Annotated in this window: 22 protein-coding genes; 4 read left to right on the top strand and 18 right to left on the bottom strand. The window is 40.6% G+C overall.

Going from position 1 to position 19,936, the window contains the following annotated elements:
- Positions 1 to 35: 35 nt before the first annotated feature.
- Both J500_RS14160 and J500_RS14150 read right to left on the bottom strand, forming a co-directional pair.
- Positions 36 to 1,174 (bottom strand): IS3 family transposase gene (locus tag J500_RS14160; RefSeq protein ID WP_147519074.1). Its coding sequence is split into 2 segments (ribosomal slippage): positions 36 to 916 and positions 916 to 1,174, totalling 1,140 coding nucleotides; the frame shifts between segments, so codons are not numbered across the junction.
- 450 nt (positions 1,175 to 1,624) lie between these two features.
- A complete protein-coding gene (locus J500_RS14150) occupies positions 1,625 to 2,332 on the bottom strand; it encodes a hypothetical protein (RefSeq protein ID WP_004999068.1) in 708 nt (235 codons plus the stop codon).
- Between the two features lie 764 nt (positions 2,333 to 3,096).
- Here J500_RS14150 and J500_RS14145 point away from each other — a divergent pair.
- On the top strand, positions 3,097 to 4,380 hold the full coding sequence (locus tag J500_RS14145) for a carbohydrate porin (protein ID WP_004999071.1): 1,284 nt from the start codon (positions 3,097 to 3,099) through the stop codon (positions 4,378 to 4,380).
- Positions 4,381 to 4,555: 175 nt separating this feature from the next.
- Positions 4,556 to 5,572 (top strand): adenosine deaminase, encoded by a 1,017-nt coding sequence (gene add / locus J500_RS14140; RefSeq protein ID WP_004999074.1) that lies wholly within the window; start codon positions 4,556 to 4,558, stop codon positions 5,570 to 5,572.
- 51 nt (positions 5,573 to 5,623) lie between these two features.
- Here the strand turns inward: add and J500_RS14135 are convergent, their stop codons facing one another.
- The 8 genes from J500_RS14135 to J500_RS14100 form a co-directional block, all read right to left on the bottom strand.
- Positions 5,624 to 6,229 (bottom strand): nuclease-related domain-containing protein, encoded by a 606-nt coding sequence (locus J500_RS14135; protein WP_004999075.1) that lies wholly within the window; start codon positions 6,227 to 6,229, stop codon positions 5,624 to 5,626.
- Between the two features lie 72 nt (positions 6,230 to 6,301).
- Entirely contained in the window at positions 6,302 to 6,787 is a 486-nt protein-coding gene (locus J500_RS14130) for a methylated-DNA--[protein]-cysteine S-methyltransferase (protein ID WP_004999076.1), read from the bottom strand.
- Between the two features lie 11 nt (positions 6,788 to 6,798).
- Positions 6,799 to 7,119 (bottom strand): DMT family transporter, encoded by a 321-nt coding sequence (locus tag J500_RS14125; RefSeq protein ID WP_004999078.1) that lies wholly within the window; start codon positions 7,117 to 7,119, stop codon positions 6,799 to 6,801.
- A gap of 125 nt (positions 7,120 to 7,244) precedes the next feature.
- The gene (locus J500_RS14120) at positions 7,245 to 7,796 is read right to left on the bottom strand and encodes a hypothetical protein (RefSeq protein WP_004999081.1); all 552 of its coding nucleotides are present in this window, start codon (positions 7,794 to 7,796) and stop codon (positions 7,245 to 7,247) included.
- 8 nt (positions 7,797 to 7,804) lie between these two features.
- Positions 7,805 to 8,758, bottom strand: coding sequence for a hypothetical protein (locus J500_RS14115; protein WP_004999083.1), 954 nt, complete (start codon positions 8,756 to 8,758; stop codon positions 7,805 to 7,807).
- An 82-nt stretch (positions 8,759 to 8,840) separates the two neighbouring features.
- On the bottom strand, positions 8,841 to 9,719 hold the full coding sequence (locus J500_RS14110) for a copper resistance protein B (RefSeq protein ID WP_004999085.1): 879 nt from the start codon (positions 9,717 to 9,719) through the stop codon (positions 8,841 to 8,843).
- The gene (locus tag J500_RS14105; protein WP_004999086.1) at positions 9,706 to 11,568 is read right to left on the bottom strand and encodes a copper resistance system multicopper oxidase; all 1,863 of its coding nucleotides are present in this window, start codon (positions 11,566 to 11,568) and stop codon (positions 9,706 to 9,708) included. Before J500_RS14105 ends, J500_RS14110 begins: the two co-directional genes overlap by 14 nt.
- Before the next feature lie 46 nt (positions 11,569 to 11,614).
- Complete coding sequence (locus J500_RS14100) at positions 11,615 to 12,016, bottom strand: hypothetical protein (RefSeq protein WP_227613721.1); 402 nt, start codon at positions 12,014 to 12,016, stop codon at positions 11,615 to 11,617.
- 406 nt (positions 12,017 to 12,422) lie between these two features.
- Between J500_RS14100 and J500_RS17555 the strand changes: the two genes are divergently transcribed.
- Complete coding sequence (locus J500_RS17555) at positions 12,423 to 12,563, top strand: hypothetical protein (protein ID WP_155118761.1); 141 nt, start codon at positions 12,423 to 12,425, stop codon at positions 12,561 to 12,563.
- A 136-nt stretch (positions 12,564 to 12,699) separates the two neighbouring features.
- Here J500_RS17555 and rpe read toward each other — a convergent pair whose 3' ends face one another.
- Positions 12,700 to 13,386 (bottom strand): ribulose-phosphate 3-epimerase, encoded by a 687-nt coding sequence (gene rpe, locus J500_RS14095; RefSeq protein ID WP_004999089.1) that lies wholly within the window; start codon positions 13,384 to 13,386, stop codon positions 12,700 to 12,702.
- Between the two features lie 192 nt (positions 13,387 to 13,578).
- Between rpe and J500_RS14090 the strand changes: the two genes are divergently transcribed.
- A complete protein-coding gene (locus tag J500_RS14090) occupies positions 13,579 to 13,854 on the top strand; it encodes a DUF2218 domain-containing protein (RefSeq protein ID WP_004999090.1) in 276 nt (91 codons plus the stop codon).
- 80 nt (positions 13,855 to 13,934) lie between these two features.
- On the opposite strand, the gene fghA is transcribed toward J500_RS14090, so the two are convergent.
- The 7 genes from fghA to J500_RS14055 all read right to left on the bottom strand — a co-directional run bounded on the left by fghA (position 13,935) and on the right by J500_RS14055 (position 19,917).
- On the bottom strand, positions 13,935 to 14,771 hold the full coding sequence (gene fghA / locus J500_RS14085; protein WP_004999093.1) for an S-formylglutathione hydrolase: 837 nt from the start codon (positions 14,769 to 14,771) through the stop codon (positions 13,935 to 13,937).
- Positions 14,740 to 16,176 (bottom strand): C13 family peptidase, encoded by a 1,437-nt coding sequence (locus tag J500_RS14080; RefSeq protein ID WP_034700152.1) that lies wholly within the window; start codon positions 16,174 to 16,176, stop codon positions 14,740 to 14,742. Before J500_RS14080 ends, fghA begins: the two co-directional genes overlap by 32 nt.
- A gap of 119 nt (positions 16,177 to 16,295) precedes the next feature.
- A complete protein-coding gene (locus tag J500_RS14075) occupies positions 16,296 to 17,096 on the bottom strand; it encodes a class I SAM-dependent methyltransferase (RefSeq protein ID WP_004999099.1) in 801 nt (266 codons plus the stop codon).
- Between the two features lie 22 nt (positions 17,097 to 17,118).
- Positions 17,119 to 17,943 carry an undecaprenyl-diphosphate phosphatase gene (locus tag J500_RS14070; protein WP_010588997.1) on the bottom strand — a complete coding sequence of 275 codons (825 nt, stop codon included), beginning with the start codon at positions 17,941 to 17,943 and terminating at the stop codon, positions 17,119 to 17,121.
- Positions 17,943 to 18,623 (bottom strand): tRNA (adenosine(37)-N6)-threonylcarbamoyltransferase complex dimerization subunit type 1 TsaB, encoded by a 681-nt coding sequence (gene tsaB, locus J500_RS14065; RefSeq protein WP_004999101.1) that lies wholly within the window; start codon positions 18,621 to 18,623, stop codon positions 17,943 to 17,945. Before tsaB ends, J500_RS14070 begins: the two co-directional genes overlap by 1 nt.
- Positions 18,624 to 18,748: 125 nt before the next feature.
- Positions 18,749 to 19,276, bottom strand: a complete 528-nt coding sequence (locus tag J500_RS14060; protein WP_171063847.1) for a gamma carbonic anhydrase family protein — start codon at positions 19,274 to 19,276, stop codon at positions 18,749 to 18,751.
- Between the two features lie 35 nt (positions 19,277 to 19,311).
- Positions 19,312 to 19,917 (bottom strand): CoA pyrophosphatase, encoded by a 606-nt coding sequence (locus J500_RS14055; protein ID WP_004999107.1) that lies wholly within the window; start codon positions 19,915 to 19,917, stop codon positions 19,312 to 19,314.
- Between the last annotated feature and the right edge of the window lie 19 nt (positions 19,918 to 19,936).

Below are 19,936 nucleotides of genomic sequence, written 5' to 3'. Positions count from 1 at the left end.
TGGACTGCTCCCAGTATCCTAGACATGAGACAGCTTCATTTTGAAGCTGCCTCAAATGCTTCTGGGCTCATCCCATCGAGATGCGAATGACGCCTGATTCGATTGTAAAACATCTCGATATAATCAAACACATCTGCACGAGCCATTTCTCGTGTTTTATAGATTCGCTTTTTAATTCTTTCCTTCTTTAAGCTGCTAAAAAAGGATTCAGCAACAGCATTATCCCAACAGTTTCCCCTCCGGCTCATACTTGGAACCAAATTATGCTTCTGACAGAATTTCTGCCAGTCTCCGCTGCTGTATTGTAAGCCTTGGTCTGAGTGTATGATCACAGGTTCATTGGGTCTGCGTCGCCATACTGCCATAAGAATTGCATCTAAAACGATATCCTTGGCAAGCGTAGGTTTCATTGACCAACCGATGACTTTCCTTGAATATAAATCGAGAACCACAGCCAAATATAACCAGCCTTGCCAAGTGCGGATGTAGGTAATATCAGTCACCCACGAGGTATCAGGTGTGTTTACAACAAACTCTCGATTTAAATGGTTAGGTGGCACAATCTGCGGACGACCACGACCATAGCTTTTATGCTTCTTATATCCTCGAACAGCGGCAATGGCATTGTTCTTCATGATCTTCAGCACACGATTAGGCCCACAGTTTTCACCTAGCTCTTTAAGATCCAGTGTGATGCGACGATAACCGTAGATACCATAACAGGCATCATAAGAAGAACGGATGAGCTGTAATAAGCGCTTATCTTCAATAGTCCTGCCTGATTCAGGTTCATGCAACCAGGCGTAATAGCCAGCACGAGCAATCTTCAGAACCCGACACATCGTTTTAATCTTAAATTGATGGCTGTATTCAAGGATAAACTGATACTTTACTCGGGCAGGCTTGCAAAGTACCTTGCGGCCTTTTTTAAGATATCCCGTTCCTCTTCAGTTTGTTTGAGCTGACTTTTAAGGCGTAGAATTTCTTTCTTTGCTTCGAGCAGTTCATGTTCATCAGAGTTATTATGTAAAGGCTGTACTGCCTTTAGCCATTTATAAATGCTGTGCTGTGATACACCTAAACGTTCTGCAACATCGGTGACAGAATATCCACGTTCAGTAATCAATTTGACAGCTTCATCTTTAAATTCTGGGGTGTATCGTTGTCCACTCATAAGGTTCTCTCCTATGCAAAAAGAATAGACGATATTTGTCTAGGAGAATGGTGGCAGTCCAAAGAATAGACGATATTTGTCTAGGAGAATGGTGGCAGTCCAAAGAATAGACGATATTTGTCTAGGAGAATGGTGGCAGTCCAAAGAATAGACGATATTTGTCTAGGAGAATGGTGGCAGTCCAAAGAATAGACGATATTTGTCTAGGAGAATGGTGGCAGTCCAAAGAATAGACGATATTTGTCTAGGAGAATGGTGGCAGTCCAAAGAATAGACGATATTTGTCTAGGAGAATGGTGGCAGTCCAAAAGATGGTTTTGTGTGTCAATAATTTTGGTGACTATTCAAATAGCTATCTAATTATAAAAAATAAAAATTAAGAATCTGACTTCATAAAATATGATGTACTTGAAACGAAATAGCCATGTTAGTTATTTCTAATCTATTTTATTATTTAAGGTCACATAAAAATAATTGCCATGCATCACTCAATTGAGCTTCATCTAGAGCTTTCTTGAGTTCATCAGACATAAAAATTGAGTGATTTAATTCTGGATCTTGCCATAAATCGACATCACATGCTAAAACTTCTTTCTCTACTGCTATCGCATAATCAGCATAATCGGCATGGTATAAGCTAAAAAGTTGGTAACCTTCATGCTTGGTATATGAACGTTTGTCCAACTCTTGTGTACAGTATTCTGGGCATAAATAGCTTTTTAGCTCAGCAATATTGAAAAAATAGTAAGTCTGAGCATTTACAGGTTCATTTAATTGAATATCAAAAAATGACAATGGATAAAGTACACTTTCCCCTAAACGAAATTGTTTTAGTACATTTGCACATGCTTCAGTGACAATCACAAAGCCATCTTGGGTACGAAAAAAACTTGGTAATTTAACTGTTTTGCTAAAACCATGTGCATATAAAATAGTCGGCACATTGGCTAGGTCTAGCTTTTCAGCTTTATGGTATCTTTTAATTATTTCTATACTCTTTTGAGTCATTTCATTTTTTTTCTCTTTTTCCTCTGCCGATGCTCCCATTTTATTTAGTTTATTAAACTCAGGATAGTTAAATAAACCAGGGAAAGATAATTCAAATACTCGATAGTTTTCATCAAACATAATAGTGGTAGTCCATACTTTGTCAGACATAATTCTCTCTCTTTTAGGTTTTGGTAAGGTTAGAGCTGGAATAGTAGCATTGAGCCTATTTTTTATAAGTTAAACACTCTAGTTCTACGACAAAATTTGTCGTGTGAAAAATAAGCTATCAGCTCCGTTCGTTTTATATATTAATTACAAACAGACGTATTTTTAACAAAAAACTAAAATTACTTTACATAAGTTTCACAATTACTGCTTTTCATGAATTTATGTGCTCTTATCAAAATGACACCAAATGTGTCACTTCTTTGTGATAGTGACATTGGCTGTGTCGTTATATTTTCTCATCATGTGTCGCAAAGATTGCTAAGTTTTTGAGTTTAACAATTCAAAAATGATAGAGGATGTGTCGCCTAACGGACCGTCAGGCGACACATCAGTTGTCATTAATAAGAAATATAATACACCCAGTAAGTAATCTAGGTTTCTTACTGGGGACTTTAAAAATATATTATGGACTACCACCATTCTTCTAGAAAGTATGGTCTTTTTTCAGATTTTCTCAAAAAATTTCTAAATGAAATACTTATAACAACTTTACACGACCTTACTAGAACCCTTAAACAGTAATGGCCCCTTTATCACAACTTTAAATCAAATCATTCATAAAAACGAAACCGTTCAGTCAAATATTAAGTATGAAAATTCAAGTGAATTTTTGTTGATTAAATTTTAAAACATGGTTAGATTTTTCAAATTCATTGTTGATAAACAATGAATGGACAAATTTTAAGTATGCGTGGTTGAGTCAAATGAAAATTCAGGGACTGAAACAAATAAGCTTTGCTAGCTTTGTGACAGCAATAACATGTTTTAATTTAAGTCATGCGGATGATGCTTTCAGTCCTCAAAGCAAGTATTTTTTTGGTGACTGGAACGGCAAACGGACAGAGCTCGCCAGTCAGGGCGTAAATTTTGATGCCAATCTTTATGTCGATACCGACTATCTGGCAGATGGTGGCTATAAACCACGAGATGGTGCAACCTTCGCAAGTCAGCTCTGGTTAGGCAGTAGTCTGGATCTGGAAAAAATGTTGGGCTGGAATGGCGTTTCAGTTCGTGCCATTGTCACTGCTCGTCAGGGACAAAGTACCAGTGTTGATAATATTTCGTATCCGGGTGCGCCACAAATGGCCAATACACAAGCCACTTGGGGACGGGGAAATGTAGATTCCCGCTTGACTCAACTCTCTATTGAAAAGATTTTTACAGATACGGGTTGGAGTGTTCGCGTGGGTCGTATTGGTATGGGTTCATACTTTAATACGATGGGATGTGACTTCCAAAGCACCTCGTTTTGTACCGCACAAAACGGAAAATGGATGGGTAATGTTTGGTATAACGAACCCGTGGCGCAATGGGCGGGAATTGTAAAATATCGATTTACCCCTGAACTCTCTGCGCAAGTGGGTGTATTTGAGTTTAACCCGACCAATATTAAGGAAAATCAAGGTTGGAATTTAAAATCCGACCACATGGATGGTGTCACTATCCCTGTTGAACTGCATTATCAACCTAAACAAGGGATTAACCATTTACCGGGTAGCTATCGTCTAGGTGTTTTTTATAACAATGCCGATAAAACCCAAAACAAAGATGTCCTTACAGGTGAGCAGAAAGACCGTGCTTATGCAGGTTGGTTTACCGCAGATCAACAATTCACCTCTGTGGATGGTGGCAAACGGGGTTTATACGGATTTACCAATATTTCCTTCCATGATACCGCTGTGAATAAAATTGATAATACTCAACAAATCGGGATTCGCTATCTGGGCTTATTAGATGATCATCCCACTGATATGTTAGGCTTAGGTGTCAATCGCATTCATGTCAATGATCGTTATCGGGATGGTATCTACAACAAAAAAGCCTTAATTAATGAAGATGCTGAATACAATATTGAATTGAACTATTCGCACTATGTCACACCGTGGTTGATGTTACGTCCTGTGGTGCAATATGTCATTCAACCCGGTGCGACCGATCAAGTGGATAATGCACTGGTACTGGGTTTGACCACTAAAGTGATTTTCTAAATTTATTCTGTATTTAAAATGCCGTGACTCCAAGCTCACGGCATTTTTATTTTGAACCTATATGAATGGTCATTTTTCAACTTATCAGCAAAAAATAACATCGCCTTACTTTTTTATTGAATTCATCTCTGCCAAGATAAAAACACTATAAAACAATGCTAGAGAGGTAATGCCGATGATTTCAACAAACCTCCCCCTCACCGATATTCATCGACATCTGGATGGCAATATTCGTGCACAAACCATTTTAGATTTAGGACAGCAATATCATATTGCCCTGCCTGCTCAAACGCTCGAAGAATTACGTCCACACGTACAAGTCATGGATAATCAACCCGATTTACTCAGTTTTTTGGCAAAACTGGATTGGGGTGTCAAGGTTTTGGCAAGTCTGGAGGCATGTCAACGGATCGCCTATGAAAATATCGAGGATGCCAAGCAACAAGGTCTGGACTATGTCGAATTACGTTTTTCTCCGGGTTATATGGGCATGACTCATCATCTGCCTTTAGCAGGTGTGGTTGAGGCGGTGATTGACGGCGTACAACAGGGTTGCCGTGATTTAGGGATTCAGGCAAATTTGATTGGTATTATGAGTCGCACTTTTGGAAAAGCCGCTTGTCAGGCTGAACTCGATGCCTTACTCACCCATAAAACCCATATCACAGCTTTGGATTTGGCAGGTGATGAACTGGGATTTCCTGGAACACTTTTTCTGGATCAATTTAAACAGGCTCGGAATGCAGGCTGGCATATTACCGTTCATGCAGGCGAAGCCGCAGGGCCAGAAAGTATCTGGCAAGCCATACAGGAACTTGGGGCAGAGCGTATCGGGCATGGCGTCAAAGCTATTCATGATCCAAAGCTGATGGATTATCTGGCTGAACATCAGATCGGGATTGAATCGTGTATCACATCAAATGTACAAACCAGCACGGTCAGTTCAATTGAAAAACATCCCATCAAGGACTTTTTACAACATGGAATTTTGGCCACGATCAATACCGATGACCCTGCGGTAGAAGGCATTGAAATTCAGCATGAATATCAAGTTGCTGCACCACAAGCAGGTTTAACCGAAGATCAGATCCGAACTGCGCAGGAAAATGGTCTCAAAGTGGCTTTTTTATCTGAACAGGAAAAGCAATTATTAAAAAATCAGGCTTTGGCTCGTCAACATGAAGTCGCATGATTTTTAAAACCTACAAATCGTATCTTATAAATGGCTATGAAATGTAGCCATTTATTGAGATATATTCGTTGTCACTGAATTTTTCTGTTGCAAGTTAGCAATATGTGTACGATTGGTTTTCCATGAAGGCTCCAATATTTCTTTTTCGATCCGATATTTAATGCGTTTTTGCTTCATAGTTGGAATCACCTCCTGATTAAATTTTTTCACATGTGTGATCCAATCTTTACCCCGACAAACATGTTCAGGCATGACGGTTTTAAACTCGCTACGTGATGTAAATACAATGACTGAATGTAGATATTCAGGAGCAACCACATCTTCAAGAATTTGCTCCAATACTTTTAAATGCTTGAAGTTCTGATGAATTGGGTTTTGAAAACGATAACTTTTTTTATAGATTTTTTGCGTCCATTGTTTTTGATTAATACTGCCAAAAATCCAGCCTGTATAATTTTTAGTTTCTATAATAAAAACGCCATATGGACTAATCAAAATATGATCAATTTGTGTTGTTCCATTTTGCTCATCGGGAATCGTGCAGTTATTCAGCATGATATATTCTTCACCTAAATGACGTTTCGCATGATCAATCACCAGACTCTCACCCATTTTCCCCTTAAATGCAGGCGAAGATAGATAAGCAACAATCCCCATGATAACAACGAAAAAACGATATATAAAAACATCTTATTATCATTATTTTATAGAGGTAACAGTTTAGCTAATTCAAATATTATTCAATTCCAAACTCAGTAAAATTTCTTTTTTATCTAAACCGCCTGCAAACCCTACCAATGCTCCTCCCGCTCCAATTACACGATGGCAAGGTGCGATAATTGAAATCGGATTTTTACCATTGGCGGCCCCTACAGCGCGAACCGCTTTTTCATTACCAAGTTGCTGGGCAATTTGTTTATAACTGCGAGTTTCTCCATAAGGAATCGTCAGTAACGCACTCCAGACTTGTTTCTGAAAATCTGTTCCTTCAAAATCAAGTGGAATATCAAATACCTTGCGCTGACCTGAAAAATACTCGCTTAACTGCTGCTGGGTATTCAATAAAATTGAATGGGATACATCTTCAATCAATTCAGCCAGACGCACTCTTTTTGGATTTTCATTGTCCCAAAGAATAGCCACCAAAGCCTGCTCATTCGCCACTAATTTAAGCTGTCCCACAGGCGAAGCCATATAACAATAAGATAACTGCATACCAAATAACCTTAAGCAGGTGATGACAATTTCATGAGCACCAGACCTGAGACGATTAAAATCGCAGCCATCATGCGCATTGCTCCCATAGGTTCATGCAAAATCAAAATACCCACGATAAAAGAACCAATGGCACCAATTCCTGTCCAGACTGTATAAGCCGTACCAAGCGGCAAGCTCCGCATTGAAATTGATAATAATATGACACTCAACACCATAAATACGATGGTAATGACACTTGGCAGCAAACGGGTAAAACCGTCTGACATTTTCATCGAATATGCCCAGATGACTTCAAAAAGTCCCGCCAAAATTAAGATTGCCCAAGCCATTTTATGCTCCATAATCAGGCGTCAGGTCGTCCTGACATTGTTTCCCTCATCTGGGGGAGGTCGTTCCTCCAAAACGATGATTATAGTCAATTTAATCGGGATGACCAATTTTGATTTTGAAACGTTTATTGTTCACGCCAAATAATTTGATCCACTCGCATCAACTCACACGCCCCCGCACCGGTATCCTCACGTGATAAGGAACTTCGCCAACGCCAGCCATCGCTTGACTGAATTTCGATTAAAGCGCCTTTGAGGAAAACTAAATCATCTTTTTTTAGCTGCTGCAATTGTTTGGCAATCTCTGGCGTTGCAGGAACCAGATGCATATTGGCACTGTGTGTCGCAATATCATTCAATGAAATTGGAGGAATTGAATCAATACGCCAATGGTACCAGCGATTGCCTTGTGAAATATCAATCTGTTTATAAATACTCGGGTTAGCCATCTCCCCCCATCCTACCGCAATATCTGTAGGTGAAAATTGGGCTTCCCTCCCTGTATGATAGTCTTCACGAGACAAAACCCTGAATGTTCCTTCATAGGGCTGTAATTGTTGAATATGAAGGTTGTGATCTGAACTAAAGGTCTGAATATCGGGCGCTGGTTTTATCCATGTTGTCCAAGCACCCCACGCGACCGCGATGATCAATAAAAAGTACATCCATTTACGCATTTGTGTACTCAATATTTTGATGGTTTCAGTGCAAGTTTATTTAAAATCAGAATATTAAACACTCTTAAAAAAATTAAAAATATCACCAACATGGCCATCATCAAATCAATACTTATGTTCTGTGTGAGTTGAAGTAGCACGCCAGCCATCACCAACGTGATTGCAATTGTTACATCCATATTGCGCACTAAATGACTCCAGTGCAAAGGTCGATTTTTAATATAGTCTTTAGCAATCAAATAACGCGATAAAATAGTCGCTGTCAGGATCACCAATCCTTGCAACAGCACAAATCCCGCCAATGCAACATGCGCATTAAAATAATCATATACAATGCCGATCATTAAAGCAGTGGCTGCGACCAATTCAAACCACGCCAATGCCTGAATTAATCTATTTCGAAGCAAAGGCTCAATCACGATAGCATTATTGGCGATCAAATAAATCACGGCATCCATCAGGATCAACAAACTCATCGCCAAGAGACTAAACGAGGTCGCCAGAATCGCCATACACAAAGTGACCAGACACAAAATAATATAAATTGAAGATAGCCACGATAGGATTTGCGTGGTTTTGATCACGGGTTTTAAGGTGGTAGTGACAGGCACAAAATTAGATAGCGTTTGTTGATAATCCGCCTGTTTCACATGGTTCTTTAATAAACAGGTCAATACCTCTACTTCACCATCATGGAAAATGGCCATATGTTGAGTTTGATGATCCATCTCAATATATTTGACCTGATGACATTGCACCAAAGCCTTGCGCAATTCACGTTCATGCGCCATATCCAGTTGGGGAATATAGTAATAACTCACCCATTCCGACTGAATATTGTCTTGTTCTGAAAAATCATATTCATCATCTGCAAGTAAATTGCCGTCTGTGTGTAACTCCCGTTGCGATTGAAAAAAAGCATTTGAAAGTAAAAAGCGTTGGTACTGTTGTTTTAGGCTCATTGACGCACCAGATTAGATGCAAAAAGAATGTCATCAGGTTAATTGTGATGACAATCTATACAGCTTTATTTTGACGAATCAATTAAAACTTGAAAGTAATCCCCGCACCATACAGCCAGCCCGACTCTGAACTGGTTGCGACTTGACGACTGGTTTCACGATCCCCTTTTTCATAACGATAGGCGACATCAATAAACGGCATTACTTTTTTGCTGATCTCATAACGTGTTTGAACGCCTGTTTGCAAAGAGCTTAAGCCTGTCTTTTTTGCATTATCAGATTCATCCCGAATTAAGATGTCAGCTTTAAGATAAGGCTGAGTAATGAGCTTTTGCGTCAGCAAAATGTCGCGCTCAGTTTCCAGACTTAAGCTGACATGTTGATCTTGACCGATATAAACATAGGCATCGGTTTCAAAGAAATATGGGGCTAAACCATGTAGACCAAATGCTGCATCCACCGCTTCCTGACGATGTGCCTCAAAGGCTTCACTGCGATAACGCAAGCCGACTTGAGCATCCCAAAAATCAGCAATGTTTCGGCTATATAATGCCGAAACAGCATAATTTGCTTTCTCAGATTCTGACTTTTCACGGTGAGCTTTGATGAAAAGTTTATTTTGATCTGTGCCAATCCAAGTTTCCAGTTCAGTATTAAACTCGCCCTGCCCGTGTTTATCCAATCGCCATTGATTGTCCAGTTTAGTTGCCTGATAAATTTGTCCGCCATGTTCACGGCGATGATCATGATCTGAATGATCATCAACCCTCACATTTGAGCTCACTTCAGTGTTTGTCTGTGCCCTATTTTTTTCTGGCATTGGCATTTCAGCATGATCTTGGCCATCCGACATCGACATATTGGACATCATCATGTCATGTCCTTCATGAGCAAAAGCCCATGAGCTCATCATAAAGCCTGTTGAAAACATCAACACCGTCATCATTTTAGTGGTGCGCATGTTGGCCTCCTTGAACAGGTTGTTCAGTATTTTCAGATGAAATATGAGGCAGTGTATCTTGATCGACTTTTGCCACAATCAGTTTATTCATCATGCCCGCCGACATGTGGTACAACAAATGACAATGAATTGCCCATTCACCTAATTCATCTGCGGTTAAAAGTGCTGTCACTGTTTTACCGGGCGGCACAATGAGAGTGTGTTTATTTGGAAGATTTTGTATAGATTGACCATTTTCCAATTGTACAAACATGCCATGCAAGTGCATTGGATGTGCCATCATGCTGTCATTAATAAATTTCAGCCGAATTCGCTCTCCATATTTGACCTGTAAAGGTTCAGCCTCATTATATTTTTTGCCATTCATGGTCCAGATATAACGTTCCATATTTCCGCCCAAACGAATCACTAATTCTTTGGTCGGCTGACGCGTATCTGGTTGCGGGGTGAGTGATTGTAAATCCTGATATTGCAATGCCTTTGCACCTTCTGGAGTCGAAGCATTGACCCAACCTTGTACGGTTTGCTTTGACTCGGATAGGGTTGATGGATGGGATGTCTTATGCTGCATCATTTCCTGATGCATCATTTGCTCATGTGACATTTCTTGCGTCATCTGTTTATGTGACATCGCATCATGATCCATGTGTTCTGACATATCTGGCATCGATGACGATTTGGTTGATGAAGGTTTAGCTGTATGTGACGACATCTTCTGCTGCATTGGCATAGCAGCGTGATTTGTATGCTCTGAACTATCAGACATGTTGCCATGTCCCATGTCTTGCATCGTGAGCAATGCACGTGGTCGTGCGTCTGGAATGGTAATCTGCTGTGGTACAGGCATCGCCGCATTTTGCAGACTTGCCAATGCAAACCCACTCCGATCAATCGACTCAGCCTGTATTTGATAATGCGCGGCTTTCGGCTCAACAATCACATCGTAGGTTTCTGCTGTACCAATTCGAAATTCATCCACTGGGACAGGCTTGACCGCTTGACCATCGGCACTGACCACAGTCATTTTCAAGTTGGGAATACGCAGGTCAAAAAATGACATCGCAGATGCATTGATAAAACGTAATCGAACTTTTTCACCCGAAGTAAATTCGCCAGTCCAGTTCTGTTCTGGCGTTTTACCATTGACCAAGAAAGTGTAGCCTGTGACATCTGACAGATCGGTTTTCAGCATCCGCATCTGATTCCACATTTTACGATCTTGCCAGGTGGCTTTCAGCCCTTGTTGTTTGACCTGTTGCAATACATCGCCCAAGGTTTCACGCTGATTTTGATAGTATTCGGCAGACTTTTTCAGATTTTTCATCAATGTTTCACTCGATGAATCATGAAAATCTGACAGCATCACCACATAATCCCGTTTAGTTTGTTCCTGCGCTGTCAGTGGCTTGTTATCTTTAGGATAGACAATAAAAGCGCCATATAAGCCATCCTGCTCTTGTCCCTTACTATGCGCGTGATACCAATACGTTCCGTTTTGACGGATTTTAAAACGATATTCAAATGAACCGTCAGGTTTGATGCCTTGAAAGCCATTAAACCCAGGTACGCCATCCATAATGCCGGGCAACAATAAACCATGCCAATGAATCGAAGAATCCTGATTTTTCAGGCTATTATGAACATGAATAACCGCTTCATCACCCTCTTCAAATTCAAGTTTGGGGGCAGGAAACTGACCATTAACGGTAATTCGCTGAACAGGTTTTCCCGTGATATTGACGGTTTTTTCAGCAATATCCAAATGGTATTCTTTGACCGCCGCTAGACTAAACGGCGAAATAGCCAAACACAGTCCTGTAAAAAGGACATTTCTTAATAAAATAGACATGACTAACCTCAAAATTTAAAACTGAATATTTAGTTTGAATTTGAGATTAGGCTTTGGGTGGTCTGAGGATTTCTTGCCAAAAACCAGAAAAATGCTGACCTCTATAATCCGTATGAGAATCTGAGATGGCAGCAAAGACAGTTTGTTCAGGCAATGCTGGAATCACATGTTCAACATACGTATTTAGATTTTGACAATGTAACTGATGACAATCCTGACAGGACTGTGCGGCGTTAGAAGCATGTAAGGAAGTTGGTTGATTACAATGCAACATACTTGTATTGGCATGTTTTAAATCATGCGACGCATGCGCTGCTTTTGTAGCTTGCATGCCCATATGATGACACGATGATTGATCAGAAACATGCGACATCGATTGAGCAGTCTGTTGCATCATAGAGGCATGCATATTTTTGACCGAAGCAACAGCCACACCACTCCAGCTCATGATAAAAACCATAAGCAACACAAACCACGTCTGTCTGCGCTGAGCTAGATGCAAACTGAATATCCTCAAAAATACATTGATCAGTCGATATATAAACACAGCATAACCAAGTTTATGACTTGATACAAATCTGAATCATTTTATCCCCATCCATCAAGGATAAAACTGTTTTTCATTTCTGGAACGTTGATGAGCATCAGTAGATAAAAATAGGCCAATTTTGACATTTTTTATCTACATTTTATGAGGATTTATTTTGATCACTTTCTATTTTTTAATCAATAACCGTGACTTGGCTCACAGATTAAAAATAAAGCAAAATAAATGACTTAAATCGCATAAAAATAAATCAGATCGAATGAGTTTTATACAGATTTTATGGATTTTTTAAACGATTGATATCGTTTTGATTATTCTATCAGCAGCTTATCCACCGCCTTATCAACATAGTTATCCAGAGAGTTATAAACAAAGTTATCCACATGAGCAGCAAATAAAGCATCGCTTTATTTCTGGCGTAAGACGAATACTTTTGCGCTATGAGTAAAAACATTAGTCAACGCATTATTGAGAATGCAATACAGCGGGCTTTGTTGTATATCTAAGAAAAAAAGAGAAATAAAATATTACGCACCATATGAATGCTTATGCGGTGCGTATAATGATGATATCGAAAAATAGGATTAAGCGTTTTGTGCACCAACTTTCGCCAGCTCTGCACGCATTTCATCAATGACCGTTTTATAGTCTGGTTTTCCAAAAATCGCTGATCCTGCCACAAACATATCCGCACCCGCTTCCGCAATTTCACGAATATTGGCAGGACCAACCCCACCATCGACTTCTAAGCGAATCTCACGGCCACTGGCATCAATAATTTGACGTGCTTGACGGAGTTTTTCTAAAGTCATCGGAATAAATTTTTGACCGCCAAATCCAGGGTTAACACTCATCAATAAGATCTGATCGACTTTATCCAGTACATAATCTAAATAGTGTAAAGGTGTTGCAGGATTAAAGACCAAGCCTGCTTTAGCCCCTCCAGCCTTAATTAACTGTAAGGAACGATCGATATGATCCGAAGCTTCAGGATGAAACGTAATAATGTCCGCGCCTGCTTCAATAAAATCGCCAATCATACGATCGACTGGCGAAACCATCAGATGTACATCAATGGGCGCCTTGATCCCATAATTTTTTAAAGCTTTACACACCCCTGCACCAAAAGTTAAATTGGGTACATAGTGGTTATCCATCACATCGAAATGCACCACATCCGCACCTGCCTCCAATACTTTTTCAACATCTTCACCTAAACGTGCAAAATCAGCAGAGAGAATAGAGGGTGCAATTAAATAAGGCTTGGACATGCGGGACCTGGCAAATAGCAAACAAAACCTGATTATAACAAAAACTGACTTTGCTGTGTATCAAACTCAAAACTCAGCATTGCGGTCAATTGCAAAAAAATAACACTCTGTTTTATTTTCTCTATCGATTTCAGCGTTAAATTTGTTAGGGTAATTCCTATTTTCTCAACCATCTTTTATAGGTAAGCCTTTATGCAAAGCTCGACCTCGATTAGCACCCCAGAAGCACGACGAATTGCAAAACGTCTGCTCAATCATTGGAAACATAAATTTGAAGTCGCGGAGTCAGAGCAGGATTATAAAATTTTTATGCCGACTGCAACTGTGACCTTGACACCGCTTGAACAACATTTAGATGTGGTGATCAGCAGTGAAAATGCAGAAGATATTCGTTTGGAAGGTGTAGTCCTCGATCATTTAAACCGTATGGCACAACAAGAATTTCAGGCAGATTGGACACGGCAATAATTTATCCCTAGATAAAATAGCGACATGACAGTAAAAACCAAAGCAGAGCCAACTTTGGTTTTTACTATGTATAAGGCAAATTATCGTTCCAATTGCACCGCATGAAACTGCAAATGGTCATCCATGAAGCTCTGAATAAAATAATAGCCATGATCATAGCCCGCATGCTGTCTTAAACTCAGTTTTTGTCCCACCTTATGACAGGCTTGCTCGAATAAATCGGGATTTAACTGACCATAAAACTGATCATCTAAACCCTGATCAATCAAGATTTCAGCAAATAATGCTCCTTTTTGTTCAATTAAAGCGGTTGCATCATGTTGTTTCCAGACACCACGATCATCGCCCAAATAATTTGAAAAAGCTTTCTCACCCCACGGGCATTGACTTGGCGCACAAATCGGTGCAAAAGCAGAAACTGATTTAAACTTTTCAGGATATTTGAGTGCAAGTGTTAAGGCACCATGCCCACCCATACTGTGGCCAAAAATTCCGATTTGATCTTGAATCACAGGAAATTCCGCTTGCACTAAAGGATAAAGTTCCTCAAGCAAATAACGTTCCATTTGGTAATGTTCTGCCCAAGGCACTTGAGTCGCATTAATATAAAATCCTGCACCCAACCCCAAATCCCAATGATCGCCTTGGGCCACATCTTCACCACGTGGCGACGTATCGGGCGTGATTAAAATCAGATCAAGTTGAGCAGCCAAACGTTGTGCGTGTGCCTTAATCGCAAAGGTTTCCTCAGTACAAGTCAGACCTGCAAGATAAAATAACACCGAACATTGTTCGCCTTTCAATGCCGCTGGTGGCAAAAATACCCCAAATTTACTTGTACCTTTTAATGCGTTGGATGGGCATTGATAAATACGTTGTTCACCGTCAAAGCAGCGATTTTTTTGCAACATTTGCATGTTTTTTATCCTCGTGTTTGGCAGCAGTCGTGGTTTGAGGGAGATTTTGTTGAGGGAATAAATGTTGTTCCAGTTGTGGCAACATCAATTCCATATTTTTACCCATGACCCATTGTGGTTCTGAGGGTTCAAAGCCTTGTGCAGACTCCCACTTGGCAACCGTATCCTGAGCTTGCTTAAAAGCATCTTTCATCGTATGTTGATCACGCATCGCCTGATCAAACAGCGCACGACCAAAATAAGTATAATCCGCTTCATTGGTACAGCCGAACGACTGACGATCTGCCGCGGAAGCTGTAATAATCAGCGTATCAGGTGACTGAAGTGCAGGAATAAAACTTCCAGAAAAGCACGACGAAATCACAATCACTCGCCAGCGAATCCCTGATTTATCAAGAGTTTCACGCAACCATTTTGGATCAACCTGATGCAAATCCAACGGCGCATTTTCCATTTCAAATTCGTTGGGCGCACCATGCGAAGTCATGTATAAAAACAAAACGTCGCTTTCTTTATTCATTTGCTGACCCATACGACGTAATGCAGCCCCAATACTTGTTTGAGAGGCTATCGGCACCTCTGCGCGGGTATCTGGGTTATTGATTAACATCATCGAGCGGCCAAACGTGCCAAAACGTGTGTCGAATTGTTCCTTGATCCGCATAATTTCCGACTTGAATACATCTTGATAGCTAGCACCCGCAACACCGAGAAAATACCAGTGGCTTTGCGCAAACTCACCATATTGGATCTGTTCAAGCGACTGATTGAGTAAGCGACTTTGGGCATAAAAAGCATCTTCAGTAAACGTCGGCGCAACGTCTTCAACTTTCCAGATCGGCTGACTACGTACCGAACCTTGCCAAACCACCAGTGTGACTAGCGTGGCAATCATAATCAAAGCACGTTCCCACCACGGCCATTTTAGCTCACGTGCAAACACCCAAACCACAGCCAAACTTTGCCAGACAAACAACATCATAAAGAGTGTCGGTAAATAGTCATAAGTAATGTAAGGGAGGTAATCGAGCTGTCCCAGAAACTGAATAAAACTTTGCAATAAGGCGATATTGGTATCCAGCACTAACCATAAAATGGCAGGCACCAACATCAGGCGGGCGTTATTGGTTCGCTGTGAAAGAAAAATCCCGACAATAAGAGCTAAAAACGGCCAAAGCGCATAACTCACTAAACCTTGAGAATTAAACTGACCATCCTGCCCTGCGACCAACCAGCTAAATAATGTATTAGCCGCGCCACCGAGTACTCCCCAGACCAACAATTGAAAAATCGAGGGATGGACAATTTGTAAACAACGGCGTGACCCTAAAAATAACCACATACCAGCAATTTGGTTGCTTTTGAAATCATGCCAAAAATTGATGGAGGGCTTCAGGTCAATCATAGAAAATTATTCAGGAGTGATAATGCATAATCAGTTTATGCTTGCGTGGAATTATATCAATAATGCTTTTATCTATATAACAAATATTTGGATATTATTGAAGCAATGATCACAATTCATCACAGAGCAAGCTGAAAATACGCATCAAAACGGCATGCATCCCCCAACCACTGATGATCGGGCGTTTGTTGATTAAGAAAAATAGCATGTCGCGGACGTTTTACAATCACCCGTTTCGCCACTTGTTGTGCCAAAGGCAGTAACGCATCGCCTAAATCCATTTCACCCTGCTCTGGCAAAAGTAAATGCAAAAGTTGCATTTGTTTTTTAACCTGTGCCTGTTTTTTAATGGCCTGTTGATGTTGATCACGCTGTGGAAACATAGGGTCAAGATAGATCACATCTACCTGTTGATGCTGCTGAATACATGACTGCAAGTAATCCGCAGAATCTATGAAAACCAAATGTATCCGATCAACAATCTGTTTTAAAAATGGATCATTCTGTGCTTGAAAATGGCTATCTTCAAGCAACGTAAATAAAATCGGATGTCGTTCGAGCAATGTCACCTTTGCACCCAAATGCGCCATCAGTAAACTATCGTGACCTAAACCTGCTGTCGCATCGATCAATTGTGGCGCTTCGCTAAGTTGACAGGCACGTGCAATCATTTCTGACTTAATACTGGCGCGTTTTAAACGAGAAACTTCCGCTTTCCAGTCTGGTTGCATTCGCATGCCATTGGCACATAACCACAAACCTTGTTCATCTACACAAAGTGCCAAATCAGGATGCTGTCTAAAAAAACGCGCATTGAGCTGTTCCACTTCACACACATCAATCTCTACCCCTCGCTGAGACAAGACTTGCTGATAGTGATGCGCAGCATTTAAATAAGAGGCGGTAGAAAATAATTGCATGATGATTAACTAAAACTCCTGATTACCACAATTTCCAGCCGGTAAAAGCAAAAAGTAAAATAATGAGCCCAGAAAAAATTCGATACCATGCAAAAATCATAAAGTCACGTTTTGCCACATAAGCCACCAAAGCACGAATCAATAATAGCGCGGAAATAAATGAAACCAGCAGTCCTACAGCTAAAACGATCCAGTCCTGTTGTCCTTGAAATACATCATGACTTTGATATAAATCAAGCAGCCCTGCACCAATAATCACAGGAATTCCAAGAAAGAAAGAGAATTCGGTGGCGGCTTTACGCGATACACCTAAAAACATCGCACCAATAATGGTTGCGCCTGAACGTGAAGTCCCCGGAATCAAAGACAATACTTGAATTAAACCAATCCAGATGGCTTGCTTAAAGGTGATATTTTCAACTTCAACCGCATTGACTTTGGGTGGATTTTTTTCGATCCACATAATGATCAAACCGCCCACGATCAATCCCACGGCAACGGCAATATCATTAAATAATAAATCTTTTACGGTTTGCCCAAAGGTAAGACCCACCAAGATAATCGGTATAGAAGCGATGATCAGACTAATCGCCAAATGACGCCCTTTGGCTTCACCTGTCACCATACCAATAGCTGCACCCCAAAGGCGTGACCAATACTCATAAATCACCGCGGCAATTGCGCCCATCTGGATCGCAACCACAAAAACTGCACTTTTCTCAGGTGTCCAAAAATTTAATAATTCAGAGGCTAAAATTAGGTGTCCAGTGCTCGAAATTGGAAGAAATTCTGTAATTCCTTCCACAATTCCCATAATCGCCGCTTTTAAAAGCAGTAAAAAATCCATCATTTTTTCTCGTTCGGCTTACCTTGTTCTGCAATTTTTTTCCAAGCATTGTCCCTTAAATAGACGGGTAATGCCTGCTCAGCACTAACCCAGTGCTTTTGTTTGGCATAATATCGGGCGAGTATTGCAATATCTCGGGCAGAGGGGCTGATCATACTGTGTTGTTCTGAAATTGGAGAGGAAATAAGTTTAGCTCCCGACCCCACACAGCTAAACTGGGCAAAAGACGTTGCCATGTCGTAACTTAACAGTTGTTCTTCGCCTTGTAGTTGCATGATGCCATCTGTATCACAGTTAAAATTTGCCAGATACACTTCCTGCATCCGCGCATCCAAAACCGCAGTCACCTGACTGAGTTGCAATTCACGATAAGCCGCTTGTGCCAAAGCTTGCAGAGTAGAAACTGGAATCACAGGCAAATCATTGGCCCAAGCCAAAGCTTGTGTCACTGCCGCATTAATACGGACACCACTAAAGGAACCTGGCCCACGACTAAATGCAATTGCAGTTAGATCGCTATAACTGAGTTGTGTCTGTTGCAGTGCCTGCTCAATCATCGGCAATATGGTACGTGTTTGCGCCTTCGCTTGCGTATCCAGTTGAAAAAAAAGCTCATTTGATTCATCAATCAAACAAACTGAACAATGATCATTTGCCGTTTCCAATGCCAGCACGTTCATGCAACTTCACGCCATTATCTTTTAAAAAACGTGGGCTATCATACTCTACAACACTAATTTAGGCGAGAATTTGAGTTTTGCTGATACAAAAAACTATGCTCTAGCAATACAACGAAAAGCAATCACTAAAATGAAAACGGCTTGAGTTGCATAAATCTTTTATAATGTTCTGCATAATGTAAAGCACTCAGACGTAATTTTGCAGCACCAGTTTCGTCCAGTGTTTTAACAATTTTACCTGGAGAACCCATGACCACTGAGTTATCTGGAATCACCTTACCTTCTGGAATTAATGCATTCGCACCAATAATACAATTTTTACCAATGACCGCATGATTTAACACCACAGCATTGATCCCAATCAGACTATTTTCACCAATCGTGCAACCATGCAACATGGTTTGATGTCCAACCGTGACATAATCTCCAATATGAAGCTCAATCCCTGCATCGGTATGTAATACGGCATTTTCCTGAATATTGGTAAAATGCCCTAGACGGATTGGACTATTATCTGCACGAATCACGGCGCCAAACCAGACACTGACCTGTTGCCCTAATTCCACCTGACCAATCACTGTGGCATTGTCTGCAATCCATCCGTCCCACGGTTCAATCAATGCTTTTGGTGAATGTCCTTCAAAGCTGTACATCATAATGGTAACATCCTGTTTAGTTGGTGGTGGAATTAAAATTTGCGGGGCTGAAAATGTGGCGAATTTAGAAGAAAAGGCCAGTCTTTCTGATAATTCAACCCGTAATGAAACAATGAAATTAACATTCTTGCAGTTAATCCCCAAATGACCTCATTTTCTACTTGTAGACTCGGAAAATATAGCGATTGATGTGCATATTTCACCTCATACGGTGTTGCAGGCGCGCTGAGGAGTTGATTCAAAGATGCAAAAAAAATGCGATCAATTTCGGTCGGTTGAGCAATCAAATCAACGTTAGGAGGAATAAGTCCTACAATGGGTTTAACTAGCATCCCACTACGCGCACGTTGCATCGGTAAATCACCAATCAACTCAACATCGAAAGGATTGAGAGCCGTTTCTTCTTGAGCTTCTCTTAATGCGACTACGATATTACTGGTATCACCAGCATCACGTTTCCCACCAGGAAATGAAACTTCACCCGCATGATTGGATAATTGGGTGGAACGGCGCGTCAACAAAACTTTAGGATGGTGTTCATTGGTAATCGCAATTAACACTGCGGCCTGTGCAGGCGAAGTACGTTTTGAGAACCGTAAGCGTTGCTGCAAAAGATGCGTGAGTTCCTGCTCTACCATGCTTCTCTCTCTGTTTTCT

It is taken from the genome of Acinetobacter sp. 479375, from assembly GCF_000581715.1.
Classification (GTDB): Bacteria; Pseudomonadota; Gammaproteobacteria; order Pseudomonadales; family Moraxellaceae; genus Acinetobacter; species Acinetobacter ursingii.
Note: the sequence above shows the minus strand (reverse complement) of the source record. Positions and strands in the feature narration are given on the sequence as shown.

Bases quoted from the DNA above. Each gene is read 5' to 3' on its own strand.
- J500_RS14150 (WP_004999068.1), bottom strand. From the start codon at position 2,332: ATGTCTGACAAAGTATGGACTACCACTATTATGTTTGATGAAAACTAT.
- J500_RS14145 (WP_004999071.1), top strand. From the start codon at position 3,097: ATGAAAATTCAGGGACTGAAACAAATAAGCTTTGCTAGCTTTGTGACA.
- add (WP_004999074.1), top strand. From the start codon at position 4,556: ATGATTTCAACAAACCTCCCCCTCACCGATATTCATCGACATCTGGAT.
- J500_RS14135 (WP_004999075.1), bottom strand. From the start codon at position 6,229: ATGGGGATTGTTGCTTATCTATCTTCGCCTGCATTTAAGGGGAAAATG.
- J500_RS14130 (WP_004999076.1), bottom strand. From the start codon at position 6,787: ATGCAGTTATCTTATTGTTATATGGCTTCGCCTGTGGGACAGCTTAAA.
- J500_RS14125 (WP_004999078.1), bottom strand. From the start codon at position 7,119: ATGGCTTGGGCAATCTTAATTTTGGCGGGACTTTTTGAAGTCATCTGG.
- J500_RS14120 (WP_004999081.1), bottom strand. From the start codon at position 7,796: ATGCGTAAATGGATGTACTTTTTATTGATCATCGCGGTCGCGTGGGGT.
- J500_RS14115 (WP_004999083.1), bottom strand. From the start codon at position 8,758: ATGAGCCTAAAACAACAGTACCAACGCTTTTTACTTTCAAATGCTTTT.
- J500_RS14110 (WP_004999085.1), bottom strand. From the start codon at position 9,719: ATGCGCACCACTAAAATGATGACGGTGTTGATGTTTTCAACAGGCTTT.
- J500_RS14105 (WP_004999086.1), bottom strand. From the start codon at position 11,568: ATGTCTATTTTATTAAGAAATGTCCTTTTTACAGGACTGTGTTTGGCT.
- J500_RS14100 (WP_227613721.1), bottom strand. From the start codon at position 12,016: ATGAGCTGGAGTGGTGTGGCTGTTGCTTCGGTCAAAAATATGCATGCC.
- rpe (WP_004999089.1), bottom strand. From the start codon at position 13,386: ATGTCCAAGCCTTATTTAATTGCACCCTCTATTCTCTCTGCTGATTTT.
- J500_RS14090 (WP_004999090.1), top strand. From the start codon at position 13,579: ATGCAAAGCTCGACCTCGATTAGCACCCCAGAAGCACGACGAATTGCA.
- fghA (WP_004999093.1), bottom strand. From the start codon at position 14,771: ATGCAAATGTTGCAAAAAAATCGCTGCTTTGACGGTGAACAACGTATT.
- J500_RS14080 (WP_034700152.1), bottom strand. From the start codon at position 16,176: ATGATTGACCTGAAGCCCTCCATCAATTTTTGGCATGATTTCAAAAGC.
- J500_RS14075 (WP_004999099.1), bottom strand. From the start codon at position 17,096: ATGCAATTATTTTCTACCGCCTCTTATTTAAATGCTGCGCATCACTAT.
- J500_RS14070 (WP_010588997.1), bottom strand. From the start codon at position 17,943: ATGGATTTTTTACTGCTTTTAAAAGCGGCGATTATGGGAATTGTGGAA.
- tsaB (WP_004999101.1), bottom strand. From the start codon at position 18,623: ATGAACGTGCTGGCATTGGAAACGGCAAATGATCATTGTTCAGTTTGT.
- J500_RS14060 (WP_171063847.1), bottom strand. From the start codon at position 19,276: ATGTACAGCTTTGAAGGACATTCACCAAAAGCATTGATTGAACCGTGG.
- J500_RS14055 (WP_004999107.1), bottom strand. From the start codon at position 19,917: ATGGTAGAGCAGGAACTCACGCATCTTTTGCAGCAACGCTTACGGTTC.